The organism is Phenylobacterium sp., from assembly GCF_041920015.1.
Lineage (GTDB): Bacteria > Pseudomonadota > Alphaproteobacteria > Caulobacterales > Caulobacteraceae > Phenylobacterium.
On the sequence record NZ_JAYRST010000082.1, the window covers coordinates 1 to 13,710 of the forward strand.

The following is a 13,710-nucleotide window of genomic DNA, read 5'->3' on the forward strand; positions in this document are numbered from 1 at the left end:
CTTGAGCAAAATCCGATCTGACTGGAGCGGATTTTGCTCGAGACTCTTTGAATTTAGAGCATTTTCTACGCCGAACCGGTATCCACTTCGGCGGAAAATGCTCTGGGCCGCGGCGCTCTCGCTGACCGCCGGCCTGTCGATGGCTGGCGCGGCGTCCGCCGCTCCGTGCCGCGATGCGAGCGGTCATTTTGCGAAGTGTCCTGCGGCCGCGGCGGCCAAGCCGGCGAAGTGCCGTGACGCCAAGGGCCACTTCACCAAATGCGAAGCTGCGGCCAGACCGGCCGCGATCAAGAAGTAGCCGCGAGGCGGAAGAAGGAGGGCGGAGCGCTCCGGGGCGACCCGGAGCGCTCGCCTATTTGACGAAGACGCCCAGCAGGGCCGGCCGCAGGTATTCCTCGATCACGCCTTCGGTGGAGGGCGGCGACCTGTGCGGCTCCAGCGGCAGGCAGGCGTTGAAGATCACCATCGAGGCGTAGGCCGCCAGCATGGGGTCGACGGGGCGGATGGAGCCGTCCGCGATACCGTCGGCGATGACCCCGCCGAACGAATTGGCGATCTGCTGGAAGCGCAGCAGCATCCGCCGCCGCATGGCTATGGGCACGGCCGCCAGGGCGTGGTTGCGAAGGATGCGCCCGCCGCCGCCCTCGGCCTGGTGCATGCCCAGGGAGACGACCGCGAGCCAGAGCTGTTCCCAGCCCGAGCCGGCGCTGGCCGCCTCGCGCCGGGCGCGGTCGATGAGGCCGAAGGTGCGCTCGAAACAGGCGACGGCCAGTTCGTCCTTATCGCTGTTGTGATGATAGAACGAACCCTTGGTGACGTTGAGCTCGGCCGAGATCTTGTCGACCGAGGCGCCGCGATAGCCCTCGCGGTTGATCAGCCGGGTGGCGGCCACCAGGAAGCGGTCGCGGGTGATCTCGTCGTTCTCGGCGACCGGCTCGGCGAGGTCGAGCAGGGGCATTCGCGGCCAGGCGCGGCCGGGGGCGGCCAGGCCGCCCACCAGCACGTCGGCCAGGCGGGCGGCGACGCGGGCGTAGTCGGCGGGCGCATAGCCGATCAGCCAGCTATCGGACCAGGTGAGCAGGTTGACGATCAGGCGGGCGACGCCCTGGCGGCGCGGCGCCCCGACCCAGGGCATGTCCTCCGACTTCAGCAGCCGGCCGATGCGGACATAGAGCGTTTCGAAGGCGTCGATGACCGGCTGCTTCTGGTCGCCTTCGATCAGATAGACCTCGCTGAACGGCGCCAGCGGGCCTTCCTCGCCGACCGCGATGCGGCGGCGGGTCTCGAAATAGGCGGCGATGAAGGTGGTCAGCCGGTCGCCCGGCGCGCTGCGCGCCTCGGCCTGGTCGAGCATGGCGGCGAAGCGGTCGATGGTGTCGCGCAGCACCGCCGCGGCCAGGTCTTCCTTGCGCTTGAAATAGTAGGTGAGGCTGACCGGGTGCAGGTCCATCCGCTTGGCGACTGCGGCCAGGGTGAATCCGCTCATGCCCTGCTCGACGAACACCTTGGTGGCGGCGGTCATGATGGCGTCGCGCTTGGCGGCGTATCGGGCGCGAGGCTTGGGTTCGGGGGCTGCGGTCAAGGAAGGTTCTCCGCTCGAACGTCGTTCGTCGCCGGACATTAAAGCGCACGGCCCAGGGTTGGAAGCGGGCGCTCGTGGCCGTGTCAGCGGCGCAGGGCCGGCGAGGCCTCGTCCTGGGCGAGGGCCAGGCGGGCGGCCGGCGCCTCGCCCTGGTCCTCGATCATGGCGTCGATTCGGGCCTTTTGGGCGCGGAAGGCGGCCAGTTCGCCGCCGGCCAGCACCGTCCCCTGCGGCGCCTTGGCGCCGACCGGGTTCATCCGCTTGCCGTTCTGCCAGATCTCGTAATGCAGGTGGGGCCCCGTCGAGGCGCCGGTCGAGCCGACATAGGCCACGACCTGCCCCTGGGCGACCCGCTGGCCGGGCCGCAGGCCTTTTGCAAACCGCGACAGGTGAGCGTAGCCGGTCTCGAATCCGCCCGTGTGACGGATGCGCACCCAGTTGCCATAGCCGCCCCAACGGCGGGCCTCGACCACCACGCCGTCGCCGGCGGCGAAGACCGGGGTGCCGGCGCCGGCCCCGAAGTCGATCCCCTGGTGCATGCGGTTGTAGCCGAGGATCGGATGGCGGCGCATGCCGAAGCGGCTGGTCATGCGGGCGTTGTCGACCGGAGTGCGCAGCAGGAAGCCTTTGATGTTCTTGCCGGTTTCGTCGAAGTACTGGACCTCGCCGCCAGACCGTTCGAAGCGGTAGAACTTCACCCCCTTGATGGCGGCGTATTCCAGGGCGCCGGTCTCGATGGTGCGGCCGCTTTCGGTGATCTTGCGGTCGAAGACCATGGTGAAGGCGTCGCCCGGCTTCAGGTCGCGGTCGAAGTCGATCTTGTGCGAAAACAGCTTCACCATTTCGCCGACGATGCGCGGATTGGCGCCCAGGCGCGAGGCGCTCTCGTAGAGCGAGCCTTCGATCTCGCCGCTGGCGACCGTCCGCTCGTCGCGAATCTTCTCTTCCATCTCGCGCAGGCGCAGGGCGCCGTCGAAAGTGCGCGACAGGGTGATGGACTGGGCCGGCCCCGTGCGCAGCGACAGGCCGATCAGCCGGGCCGGGCCGCGCTCGCCGCGGGGGCGGGCGACGGCGGCGTCGAAGGCCATGCCGGCTTTGATGTGGACGGTGTCCATCGCCTCGCCCAGCATCTCGACCGCCCGGCGGGCTTCCTCGCGCGGAACGCCGGCGCGCTCGACGGCGGATTCCAGGGTCTCGCCGGGCATGACCTTGACCGGCACGCTCTGCGGGCGGGCGAAGCCCGGCTGGGCCTCGGACTGGGTGAAGGCCGCGTGCTGCAGGGCGGTGATGGCCGCGGGGTCCAGCGGCGCCTTGGCCTGGGCCGGCGGATTGTCGGCGGCCAGCTTCCAGCCGACCGCCAGGGCGGCGAGCCCGGCCAGGCCGATGGCCAAGCGCGGAGTCACGCGGAAGGTCGGGCGTCTCGGATCGAACTCTTGCATCGTGCCCCCGTACTGGCGATGCCCACGGGCGTCCGGCCGCCCCGTGGTCTGGCGCAAACTAGCTGGCGAACGGCTTTTGCCTTGTCCACCGATCATGGTTAACCGCCGGTAAGCATTTCCAGCGTCCGGCCGCCTTTAGAGCAGACCCAGCACCAGTTCGGCAGGACGGCACAGCGCCGCACCCTTAGAGGTCACGACGATAGGCCGATTCACCAGGATGGGATCGAGGATCATGGCGGCGATGATCGCCTCGCCCGAGGCGGCGGGGTCGGTGAGCCCGAGTTCGTCGGCCCGAGTGCCGCGTTCACGGAGAATTTCGCGGGGCGAAACGCCCATCCTGGCGACCAGGTCCTCGAGCTGCTCGCGGGTCCAGCCGGCCTTCAGGTACTCGACGATCTGGGGTTCGATCCCCTTCTCGCGCAACAGGGCGAGGGTGTTGCGAGACGTTCCACAGGAAGGGTTGTGATAGATGACGACCCCGTCTTGAGCGCTCATGCGGCGTCCTTTCGGTAAGCTTGACCACGACCGCGAGGGGATGGCGCGCCCACGACGGTCGACCGGCAATACCGCGTTCCACCAGGCGGGCGCCACCCTTGAAGCTGCAAGCGAGTTTCAGGCCGCTCCTTGACGTTCGCCTGGCTCGGCTTGATCTAGAACAACTGGGCCCGTGAAAAATTTGGAGAACCTCAAGATGAAGAAGCTCTTGGCCGCCGCCGGCGTCGCCGCCGTGATGATCGCCACCCCTGTCCTGGCCCAGACGCCGGGAGCCCCGGACGTCTCGCGCGTCGCGGCGGCCACCTACAAGGTCGATGCGAACCACACCCAAGCCGTCTGGTCGGTCGACCACATGGGCTTTTCGATCCTCTATGGCATGTTCGGCTCGATGAGCGGCACGCTGACCCTCGATCCGGCCAAGCCGGAGGCGGCGAAGGTCTCCATCGAGATCCCGATGTCGGGCCTGACCACCACTTCGGCCGGCTTCACAAAGCACCTGTCGGGCGCCGACTTCTTCGATGTCGAGAAATTCCCGACCGCGAAGTTCGAGTCGACCTCGGTGGTGGTGAGCGGTCAGACCGCCAAGATCACCGGCGACCTGACCCTGCATGGCGTGACCAAGCCGGTGGTGCTGGACGCCAAGTTCACCGGCGCCGGGGCCAACCCGATGAGCAAGGCGCCGACCGTCGGCTTCTCGGCCACCGCCAAGCTGAACCGCAGTGATTTCGGCCTGGGCCGCGTGGTCCCGGTCGTCGGCGACGAGGTCTCCCTGAAGATCACCGCCGCCTTCGAAAACAAGTAAGTCACCAGACGAACTTGCGGGCGCCGCCGATCAGGGCGGCGCCCGACTCGCCGAAGCCCGCGAGCTCGGGCGGCGGTTGCGGCAGGGGTCTCGCGCCCGCCGGCGGTTGCGGCAGGACTGCGGCGTAGTCGGCCTGCAGCGCTCCGGGTCCCGCGGCGCGGAAGCGCACGACGAGGCCGGTCGAGCCGTCCCCGAACCCTTCCCAGGATATCCGCGCCGAGGCGCCGGGACCGCCCAGCATGGCGGCCGGCTTGCCGTTGACCGTGACGTCGGTCAGGGCGGCGTCCGATTTGAGGTGCAGCATCAGGGCGCGCGTTCCCGGCGGCGGCGTCAGGACGAGCTGGCGCGCGCCCTCGGCGGTCTGGCCGAAGCTCGCCTCGACGGGCGGGGCGGCGACGCCGCTTGCGGGCGCGGCCCACACCTCGCCCCGGCGCAGGGCCGGCAGCTTGATCTTCTCCACCGTTCCGCCATCGACGCTCAGCGCCTGGCGCGTCCAGGCCGGCAGGGCGGGGGCGTCGCTGATGCGCAAGGTGCGGCCCGCCTGCGGGTCCAGATAGTAGGCGATGTGGGTCGGCTGGGGATGGCGCGCGGTCCAGGGCGGGTCGAACCGCACGATTGCGACCGTGACGGCGCCCAGGACCATGATGGCCAGGGCGGCGGTCCGCGCGCCCGTCTCGTCCTCGCCGGCATGGGCCAGGGGCCAGATCAGCAGGGCGGCGATCCAGGCGATGGCGGCGAGCAGTTCGGGCAGGTCGAGGCCGAGATAGACGCCGTGGCCGAAGGCCAGGACCCAGCCGAGGCCAGCGCCGCCAGCTGCGGTCAGCAGCACGAGTACGGGCAGGCTGCGGCGGCTGGCGAAAGCGGTGAGGGCTGCGGCCAGGGCCGCCAGGGCCAGCGGCCAGGCGACCAGCATGGCGGTGGTCGGCGCGGCCGCCTGCAGGCCGCTGGCGGCGAGGAAGCCGACGGCCAGCACGCCGGCCCAGGCGCCGGCCGCGCCGGCCGGGCGGCCGAAGCCGACCAGGGCGAGGGCCGCGCCGACGCCGCCGACCGCCAGCGCGATGGTGTCGAGATGTCCGAAAGCCGAGCAGGCCGCGCCAAGCGCCAGGACCAGCACGGCGGCGGCCAGCCGCGTGCGACCCCGTCCGGAGGCCGCCGCGGCGAAGGCCAGGGCGCCGACCGAGAGCAGGGCGAGCGCGATCTCCCAGCGCCCGGCCTGGGCCAGCAGGTAGTGCTGTTCGAGGAAGCCGAAGCCGGCGCCGGTCGCACGGCGCGCCAGCCGCAGGGCGACGACCGCCAGGGTCACGAGATAGAGCGCTGCGCCCGCGCCCTTGGCGACGTCGACCAGGGCCAGGACGCCGGTGCGACGCGCCCGCCAGGCGCCGACGGCGATCAGCACGGCGATGGCGGCCAGCAGCAGCCAGCCGGCGGCCGGGGCATAGGCGATGATCTTCCCGCCATAGACATTGGCGTAGACGAGGTTGGGCCCATTGGCGGGCAGGGTGGGGGCGAAGGCGGCCTGGCGCGTCGCGGCCAGCACCTCCTGGCCGATGTGCTGCAGCGAGCCCTTGTCCAGGTTCGCCGGGGTCGAGGTCGGGGCGTGGTAGTCGTACTGGGCGCCGATGAAGGCGTAGTTGAGCCCCGGAACGCCGGCGGCCTTGGACACCGAGAAGTCGGTGTCGTTGGGCATCTGCTCATAGAGGAAGACGGTGAGCGAGGTGGCGGCGGGGCTGACCGAGCCGCGTTGCAGCAGGCCGATCGCGCCGGCGTTGTCGCCGCCTGTCTGGAACATCTGGGCGCGGCCGGCGCCGCCGCGCGATTCCATGTTGATGAGGAAGCCGATGCGCCGGGCCAGCGGATGCTGGTCGAAGAAGGCCTGGGCGCCGAGCAGGCCGCTCTCCTCGCCGTCCGTCAGCAGGACGATCACGTCGCGGGCCGGGGTTCCCTGGGCCTTGAGGGCGCGGACGATCTCGAGGGCCGCGGCGGTCCCGGCCGCGTCGTCCGCTGCGCCAGGCGAGCCCGGCACGCTGTCGTAGTGGGCCATCAAGGCCAGCGCCGGGGCCGCGCGGTCGCGTCCGGGCAGGACGCCGACGATGTTCTCGACCCGCCCGCCGGCGGCCCAGGTCCGCTTGCCGTCGGTCTGGTGGCGCAGCACCTCGGCCTGCTGGAGCCTCGGCGCCAGGCCGAGGGCGGTCATGCGGGCGAGGAGATGGTCGCGGGCCGCGGCGTTGGCCTGCCCACCCATCGGATGGGGCTTGCTGGCGATGGCCTCGACATCGGCCATGGCGCGCATGGCCGAGAAGTCCGCGGCGGGCGCGTTCGCCGGCGCCGGCGGGGGCGTGCGCTCACCGATCCAGGCCAGGAAGAAGCCAATCGCCAGGCACAGGGCCAGAGCAATCGAACGTCCCATGTCGCCGCCTCCCCGCGAACGATTTGCCGTGAAACTAGCCTGGATCGCGTGCAAAAAGAAAACGCCCGCCGGAAGGAGCGGCGGGCGTTCTCGAAACCTCGTCGATTTCGCGGGCCGTCAGGCCGCGGCGACCGCCTCGTGCGGGTCGCGCAGCACATAGCCGCGGCCCCAGACGGTTTCGATATGGTGCTTGCCGTCGGCGGCGGCCGCCAGCTTCTTGCGCAGCTTGCAGATGAAGACGTCGATGATCTTCAGCTCGGGCTCGTCCATGCCGCCGTAGAGGTGGTTCAGGAACATTTCCTTGGTGAGGGTGGTGCCCTTGCGGAGCGAGAGCAGCTCCAGCATCTGGTATTCCTTGCCGGTCAGGTGCACCCGCACGCCGTTCACTTCGACGGTCTTGGCGTCGAGGTTGACGGTGATGTCGCCGGTCTTGATCACCGATTGGGCGTGACCCTTGGAACGGCGGACCACCGCATGGATGCGGGCGACCAGTTCGTCCTTGTGGAAGGGCTTGGTCATGTAGTCGTCGCCGCCGGCGCCGAACGTCTTGACCTTGGTGTCGATCTCGGCCGTGCCGGACAGGATCATGATCGGGGTGTTGATCTTGGCGACCCGCAGCGTGCGCAGCACGTCCATGCCGCTCATGTCGGGCAGGTTCAGGTCGAGCAGGATCAGGTCGTAATCGTAGATCTTGCCGAGGTCGACGCCCTCTTCGCCCAGGTCCGTCGTGTAGACGTTGAAGCCTTCCGACTTGAGCATCAGCTCGATGCTCTGCGCCGTGGCGCTGTCATCCTCGATCAATAGTACGCGCATCGGTTCCTCCTCGAACGGCAGCGCTCAAGCCCAACTTCTTCAGGCAGTCGCCTCGATCCTCGCGGTTAACTTGCCAGCGAGTTAATTTATGACCGGTTAATGGTGAAACGCCTTCGAGCGAATCGTTAATCCGGTTCGGGAATCGCCGACAAGCTTTGGGCCTGCGCCGGGAGTCGCACTCCGGTTGAATCTTTTGTGATTGGACTTGCGGTGCGAACGGCGGCTGCGGGCGCGGCGTCATCTTAACGTCGTTCCGACAAGGGAACGCGCCGCCGGGGCGTCCGTTCATTGGGGACTTTTCCCAATCCGAAGGATGCGTCATGGCCGTGAAACTGAAGCCGCTCGAAGGTCAGGTCATCGTCATCACCGGGGCCTCGTCGGGCATCGGCCTGGCGACGGCCCGAAAGGCGGCCAAGGCCGGAGCGGCCGTGGTGCTGGCCGCGCGCAACGCCGAAGCTTTGCGGGCGGTCTGCGAGGATATCGAGGCCGACGGCGGGCGGGCCTACGCCGTACCGACCGACGTAGGCGATCCGGCCGAGGTCGAGAAGCTGGCGCGCGCGGCGATCGCCCGGTTCGAGCGGATCGACACCTGGGTGAACGACGCCGGGGTCGGCCTGTTCGGCGAGTTGCAGGACACCACGGCGCAGGATCACGAACAGCTCTTCCGCACCAACTATTTCGGCGTGGTCAACGGCTCGCTGGAAGCAGTCAAGCACTTCCGCCAGCGTGGCGGAAGCGGGGCGCTGATCAACCTGGGATCGCTGCTGTCGGACGCCGCCGTGCCGCTGCAAGGCGCCTATACGGCGTCGAAACATGCGGTGAAGGGCTTTACCGACGCCCTGCGGATGGAACTGGTGCGCGAACGGCTGCCGGTCAGCGTCACCCTCGTCAAGCCGGCCAGCATAGCCACCCCGTTCGCGGACCACGCCCGAAACCTTACCGACAAGGCCGCCCGCCTGCCGCCGCCCCGCTATGCGCCGGAGGTGGTGGCCGATGCGATCCTGCACGCCGCGAGCCATCCGGTGCGCGAGCTCGTGGTCGGCGGGGCCGGGCGGCCGATGGTGGCCGGCTCGGCTGCGGCGCCTGGAATCATGGCCCGCATCATGCCGCCGCTGATGCGCGGCCGCGGCGCCCCGCCCGCGCGCGACAGCCTCTACGCCGCCGGACTGGACGGAACGACCGAGAGCGAGCAGATGCGCGGCCGCAGTTTCAGCCTCTATGCCGAGGCGCAGAAGCGTCCCGGCCTGGCCATCGGCCTCGGCGCCCTGGCGGTGCTGGGCGCTGCGGCCTTCGTCAATCGCGGCAGGCTGGGGCGGACCGCCCGGCCGCTGTTGACGGGCGCGGCCCGGCAGGTCGTGGCCAGGGCTGCGGCGCGCCGGCCGTTGGCGGCGGCGAAACTGGCGCTGAAGCATCCGCGCCAGGCCGCGCGGCTGGCCTCGGCCCTGCGCTGACCGGCGCGGGCGGAATCTTCACCAGGGGTTAACGGCGCAGGGCGGACTCTGCGGGCGGTCGAATCTGACCTTCGGGATTTCTCGCCTTTGCGCAGCCTCGTCGCCGCCGTCGAACGGATCGATCCGTTGACCGTCTCCGGACGCGTCGCCGCCGTGAACGGCCTCCTGATCGAGGCGCGCGGCGGGCTGACGCGGCTGGCGGTCGGCGCGCGCGCGGAGATCGAGCGCCGGGCGGACAAGCCGCTGGCCGCCGAGGTCGTGGGCTTTCGCGAGACCCGCGCGCTGCTGATGCCGTTCGGCCCGGTCGAGGGCGTGGCGCCGGGCGCGGAGATCCGCATCGAACCGCAGGGCTCGGCCGTGCGGCCGACCACGGCCTGGCTGGGGCGCATCGTCGATGCTTTCGGCGAACCGATTGACGGGAAGGGCCCGCTGCCCCAGGGCACGGCCGCCTATTCGCTGCGGGCGGCTCCGCCGGCGGCGCACGCGCGCGGCCGGGTGGGCGAGCGCCTGGACCTGGGCGTGCGTTCGATGAACGTCTTCACCACCTGCTGCCGCGGCCAGCGTCTGGGCGTGTTCGCCGGATCGGGCGTGGGCAAGTCGGTCCTGCTGTCGATGCTGGCCAAGCAGTCAGACTGCGACGCCGTCGTCGTCGGCCTGATCGGCGAGCGGGGCCGCGAGGTCCGCGAGTTCATCGAGGAGACCCTGGGCGAGGAGGGGCTGAAGCGCGCCGTCGTGGTGGTCGCCACCTCCGACGAGCCGGCGCTGAAGCGGCGGCAGGCGGCCTATATGACCCTGGCCATCGCCGAGTTCCTGCGCGACCAGGACCTGGAGGTCCTGTGCATGATGGACAGCGTCACCCGCTTCGCCATGGCCCAGCGCGAGATCGGGCTGGCCGCCGGCGAGCCGCCGACCACCAAGGGCTACACGCCGACCGTCTTTACCGAACTGCCCAAGCTGCTGGAGCGGGCGGGGCCAGGCCCGATCCGGCCGGACGGGACGACGGCTGGGCCGATCACCGGCATCTTCACCGTGCTGGTCGACGGGGACGATCACAACGAGCCGATCGCCGATGCGGTGCGCGGGATTCTGGACGGTCATATCGTGATGGAGCGCGGCATCGCCGAACGCGGCCGCTTCCCGGCGATCAATGTGCTGAAATCCATCAGCCGGACCATGCCGAGCTGTCACCTGCCGCACGAGCGCGAGATCGTGAAGGCCGCGCGTCAGTCGCTGGCCGCCTACGCCAATATGGAAGAGCTGATCCGCATCGGCGCCTATCGCGCCGGGGCCGATCCGCAGGTCGACCGCGCCATCGCGCTCAATCCGTCGCTGGAGGGGTTCCTCGCCCAGGACAAGGACGAGGCGACCAGTCTGGAGGACAGTTTCGACATGCTCGCCAACATCCTGGGCGGTGAGGCGCCATGAGCTGGGCCCAGTCGCTGATCAAGCTGTCGACCTATGAGGTCGAGGTCCTGCAAAAGCGCATGGCGGAGATCACCGAGCGTAGAATGGCCGCGGAGATGAAGCTGGCCATGCTGGAGGCCGAAGGCGAGGCCGAGGCCATGCGCGCGCGCCAGGACGCCGAGGCCGGCTGGTATCAGATCGGGTTCTGGGACGGCCTGCGGGCTCGCAAGGCCATGGCCCAGGAGGAGATCGACCGCATCGCCGTGGAGGAGCAGGGCGCGCGCGACGCCCTGACGCTCGCCTTCGAAGAACAGAAGAAATACGAGCAGGTGGCCGAGAACATCCGGCTGGCGCAGCGCAAGGAGGCGGCCCGCCGCGAGACCGCCGCGCTGGACGAACTGGGCCTGCGCCGCGCCGCGGGCGGATTTCGCTGATCGGGTCTTCTCCGAAAGAGGGCGGGGTTTCTCGCCGCGTGGTGCTGGCCTCGGCCCTGGCCCTGGGCGCGTGCGATCGCAAGAGCGCCGCGCAGGCCGCCGCGGTCGACCTGCCACCGCTGAAGTCTCTGGCGGGCTTCCCGGTCGGAACCTGCGTGCAGGCGGCCCAGCTTGACGACGCCGCCTTCGCCGCCCTGGTCGCGGCCCAGGTCTCCCAACTCACGGCCGAGTGGGAGATGAAGATGGAGTACATCGTCCAGGACGACGGCTCGCTCCGCTTCGACGCGCCCGACAGGATCGCCGCCTTCGCCCGCACGCACGGCCTGCGGTTCTTCGGCCACACCCTGGTCTGGTACGCCCAGAGCCCGGCGGCCTTTGCGCGGCTGGGGTCGGGGCCTGGCTTCGCGGCGGCGTATCGCGACTACATCCATGCGGTCGTCGGGCGCTATCGTGGCCAGGCCGCCGGATGGGACGTGGTCAACGAGGCGGTGGCCGAGGACGGCGAGGGCTGGCGCGAGTGCCTGTGGTCGCAGCGGCTGGGCAGGCTGGAGCACATGACGCTGGCCTTCCAGCATGCTCGCGAGGCCGATCCCGACGCGGTGCTGTTCCTCAACGACTACAACCTCGAGAACCTGCCGAAGAAGCGCGCGACCTTCCTGAAGCTGGCCGAGGCCTTGCTGAAGGCCGGCGCGCCGCTCGGCGGGCTCGGAACCCAGACTCACGTCGCCGCCGACCTGAAGGCGGGCGAACTGACCGCCGCGCTGAAGGACCTGGCGAGCCTGGGCCTGCCGATCCACCTGTCGGAGATGGACGTCTCGCTGAGCCGGGCCAAGGGATTGCTGCGCGACCGGCGGGAGCTGGAGGCGGGGCAGGCGCGAGTCTATGCGGAAGCCGCCGAAGCGTTCTCCAGCCTGCCGGCCCGGCAGCGCTTCGCCTTCACCTTCTGGGGATTGCGGGACGGGGAGTCGTGGCTGAAGCGCGAGGATGCGCGCGATACGCCGCTGCCGTTCGACGACGCCGGACAGGCGAAAGCCGCCGCCGGCGCCTGGGCCGCGGCGCTGCGCTAGGTTCCGGGCGCGCGCTCGGCGTCCGCGGCCTGGCGCAGGGCGTGCAGGTCGTCGCTGAGCCGGAAGAGCGCCACATAGAGTTCGCAGAACGAACGCCACAGCAGGATGAGGCCGGCGACCACCAGCAGGCCGGCGACCAGCACCGGGATGGCCAGGATCACGCCGATCCAGCTCTGCTCGCGCAGGGCCACGCCGACCGCGGCGCCGACCGTGCCGAACGCCATCAGAGCGATGACCCCGAGGCCCGCCCAATAGATCAGGTGGATGACCTGGTTGGTCATCAGCCGCTCGAAGGTCAGCAGATCCCAGAAGATCGCGCTGCCCGGGCCGCGCCGGGTCGGGGAAGCAGGTCGCCGCATTCGATATCCAACGCTTCGCGGCCGATGCCGCGTCAGGGGCAAATCGCTATCAGCCGAGGCGCGCGCCTGCAACGCTCCATGCGGCGGTCCATCGTCGCGCACCTGCGGGGGCGCTGCGCATTCGCGCCGAAAAGCCGCCGCAGTTCAAGCGCTTGAAATGAAATCGGGCGATCGACGGCCCGGCTCGGATGACAAAGGTCGCCGAATGCGTGTTAGCCTTCGAACATGGAAACGATGGAAGACGCCGGCTGGAGACTCGAACCGATTTCAGGCGCCGATCGCGACATGGTCGAGGTGATCGGTCTGCCGCCGCATCAGGAGGCGTTCGCCGGCAGTCTGGACGAGGTGTTCCGGCGTCTGAACGAGCCGGGGGCCGTCGGCTCCGAACAGGGCTTCGCGGTGGTCGAGCCCGATGGCGAGGTGGTCGGTTTCTTCGTCCTGCGCGAGGGATTGCGCCGGCCGCCCTGGGCGCCGCCGGGCACGGTGACCTTGCACAATTTCCGTGTCCGCCCCGGGTTCCAGGGGCGCGGCGTCGGCCGCCGCTGCATCAAACTTCTGGAGACCTGGTTCGCGCGGGAACGGCCGGTCCAGCCGCAACTGATGCTGGCGGTGAATTCGTTGAACGAACCGGCCATCGCCGCCTATCGCAAGATCGGCTTCGTCGACACCGGCCGCCGGTTCGAGGAAGAGCCGGCGCCCAAGCTGATCTTCGCCAAGCCGCTGGTTTGACCGACGCTAGATCTGCCCCACCGTCTTCAGGCGGGCCTTGGGGTGGATTTCGTTCTGGCTGAGCACTGGGGTCTGGCCGCGGAAGCGTTCGATGATCGAGCGGACATAGGGGCGGATCTGCGGGCTGGTCAGCAGGACGGCGCTGTCGCCGGCCAGGGCCGCGCGCTCGAAGCTCTCGCGCACGGCGCGGATGAAGTCCTGCAGGCGGGACGGCGCCAGGGCCAGTTGCTTGTCTTCGCCCGGACCGATGAGCGCGTCGGCGAAGGCGTTCTCCCATTCGCCCGACATGGTGATGATCGGCAGGGCGCCGTCCTCGCCGCGATAGGCGAAGGAGAGCTGGCGGGCCAGGCGTCCGCGCACGTGTTCGACCAGCATGGTGATCGAGGAGGTGTGGGGCGCGGCCTCGCCGATGCCTTCGAGGATCGCCGGCAGGTCGCGGATCGAGACGCGCTCGCGCAGCAGGGCCTGGAGCACGCGCTGGACGGTGGTGGCCGAGACGACGGCGGGGATCAGGTCGTCGACCAGCTTCTTCTGCTCGCCCGGCAGTTCCTTCAGCAGCTTCTGGACCTCGGCGTAGGAGAGCAGGTCGGGCATGTTCTCTTTGAGGATTTCGGTCAGGTGCGTGGTCAGCACCGTGGCCGGATCGACGATGGTGTAGCCGCGGAAGGTGGCTTCCTCGCGCAGGGACTCGTCGATCCATGTGGCCGGCAGGCCGAAGGCCGGCTCGC

14 protein-coding genes are annotated in these 13,710 nt (G+C 69.8%); 7 read left to right on the forward strand and 7 right to left on the reverse strand.

The genetic code is table 11. The features are described from left to right. Window positions 1-298: hypothetical protein (locus ACE3TL_RS14155; RefSeq protein WP_374579326.1), on the forward strand; the 298-nt coding region annotated here is incomplete at its 5' end. A 54-nt stretch (window positions 299-352) separates the two neighbouring features. Here the strand turns inward: ACE3TL_RS14155 and ACE3TL_RS14160 are convergent. From ACE3TL_RS14160 to arsC, 3 genes are all read right to left on the reverse strand, one after another. Next, window positions 353-1,582, reverse strand: coding sequence for a TetR/AcrR family transcriptional regulator (locus tag ACE3TL_RS14160; protein WP_374579327.1), 1,230 nt, complete (start codon window positions 1,580-1,582; stop codon window positions 353-355). 83 nt (window positions 1,583-1,665) lie between these two features. Continuing rightward, the gene (locus ACE3TL_RS14165; RefSeq protein ID WP_374579328.1) at window positions 1,666-3,021 is read right to left on the reverse strand and encodes a peptidoglycan DD-metalloendopeptidase family protein; all 1,356 of its coding nucleotides are present in this window, start codon (window positions 3,019-3,021) and stop codon (window positions 1,666-1,668) included. Between the two features lie 135 nt (window positions 3,022-3,156). After that, window positions 3,157-3,516, reverse strand: coding sequence for an arsenate reductase (glutaredoxin) (arsC, locus tag ACE3TL_RS14170; RefSeq protein WP_374579329.1), 360 nt, complete (start codon window positions 3,514-3,516; stop codon window positions 3,157-3,159). Between the two features lie 196 nt (window positions 3,517-3,712). Between arsC and ACE3TL_RS14175 the strand changes: the two genes are divergently transcribed. Then, on the forward strand, window positions 3,713-4,318 hold the full coding sequence (locus tag ACE3TL_RS14175; RefSeq protein ID WP_374579330.1) for a YceI family protein: 606 nt from the start codon (window positions 3,713-3,715) through the stop codon (window positions 4,316-4,318). A gap of 1 nt (window position 4,319) precedes the next feature. On the opposite strand, the gene ACE3TL_RS14180 is transcribed toward ACE3TL_RS14175, so the two are convergent. Then, window positions 4,320-6,725, reverse strand: a complete 2,406-nt coding sequence (locus ACE3TL_RS14180; RefSeq protein ID WP_374579331.1) for a M20/M25/M40 family metallo-hydrolase — start codon at window positions 6,723-6,725, stop codon at window positions 4,320-4,322. Window positions 6,726-6,842: 117 nt separating this feature from the next. After that, window positions 6,843-7,538, reverse strand: coding sequence for a response regulator transcription factor CtrA (ctrA, locus tag ACE3TL_RS14185; RefSeq protein WP_374532878.1), 696 nt, complete (start codon window positions 7,536-7,538; stop codon window positions 6,843-6,845). A 320-nt stretch (window positions 7,539-7,858) separates the two neighbouring features. On the opposite strand from ctrA, the gene ACE3TL_RS14190 reads away from it, so the two are divergent. The 4 genes from ACE3TL_RS14190 (at window position 7,859) to ACE3TL_RS14205 (ending at window position 11,894) form a co-directional block, all read left to right on the forward strand. Beyond that, window positions 7,859-8,989, forward strand: a complete 1,131-nt coding sequence (locus ACE3TL_RS14190) for an SDR family oxidoreductase (protein WP_374579332.1) — start codon at window positions 7,859-7,861, stop codon at window positions 8,987-8,989. An 87-nt stretch (window positions 8,990-9,076) separates the two neighbouring features. Beyond that, the gene (fliI, locus tag ACE3TL_RS14195; RefSeq protein ID WP_374579333.1) at window positions 9,077-10,414 is read left to right on the forward strand and encodes a flagellar protein export ATPase FliI; all 1,338 of its coding nucleotides are present in this window, start codon (window positions 9,077-9,079) and stop codon (window positions 10,412-10,414) included. Continuing rightward, window positions 10,411-10,827: a flagellar FliJ family protein gene (locus tag ACE3TL_RS14200; RefSeq protein WP_374579334.1), complete on the forward strand. Its 417-nt coding sequence runs from the start codon at window positions 10,411-10,413 to the stop codon at window positions 10,825-10,827. Before fliI ends, ACE3TL_RS14200 begins: the two co-directional genes overlap by 4 nt. A 38-nt stretch (window positions 10,828-10,865) precedes the next feature. Then, on the forward strand, window positions 10,866-11,894 hold the full coding sequence (locus ACE3TL_RS14205) for an endo-1,4-beta-xylanase (protein ID WP_374579335.1): 1,029 nt from the start codon (window positions 10,866-10,868) through the stop codon (window positions 11,892-11,894). Here ACE3TL_RS14205 and ACE3TL_RS14210 read toward each other — a convergent pair. Then, window positions 11,891-12,253 carry a DUF4282 domain-containing protein gene (locus tag ACE3TL_RS14210; RefSeq protein WP_374535091.1) on the reverse strand — a complete coding sequence of 121 codons (363 nt, stop codon included), beginning with the start codon at window positions 12,251-12,253 and terminating at the stop codon, window positions 11,891-11,893. The genes ACE3TL_RS14205 and ACE3TL_RS14210 overlap by 4 nt on opposite strands. Window positions 12,254-12,478: 225 nt before the next feature. Here ACE3TL_RS14210 and ACE3TL_RS14215 point away from each other — a divergent pair, with 225 nt between their 5' ends. Further along, on the forward strand, window positions 12,479-12,982 hold the full coding sequence (locus tag ACE3TL_RS14215; RefSeq protein ID WP_374579336.1) for a GNAT family N-acetyltransferase: 504 nt from the start codon (window positions 12,479-12,481) through the stop codon (window positions 12,980-12,982). A gap of 6 nt (window positions 12,983-12,988) precedes the next feature. Here the strand turns inward: ACE3TL_RS14215 and ACE3TL_RS14220 are convergent. Next, the coding region (locus tag ACE3TL_RS14220; RefSeq protein ID WP_374579337.1) for an FHIPEP family type III secretion protein at window positions 12,989-13,710 on the reverse strand (722 nt) is incomplete at its 5' end.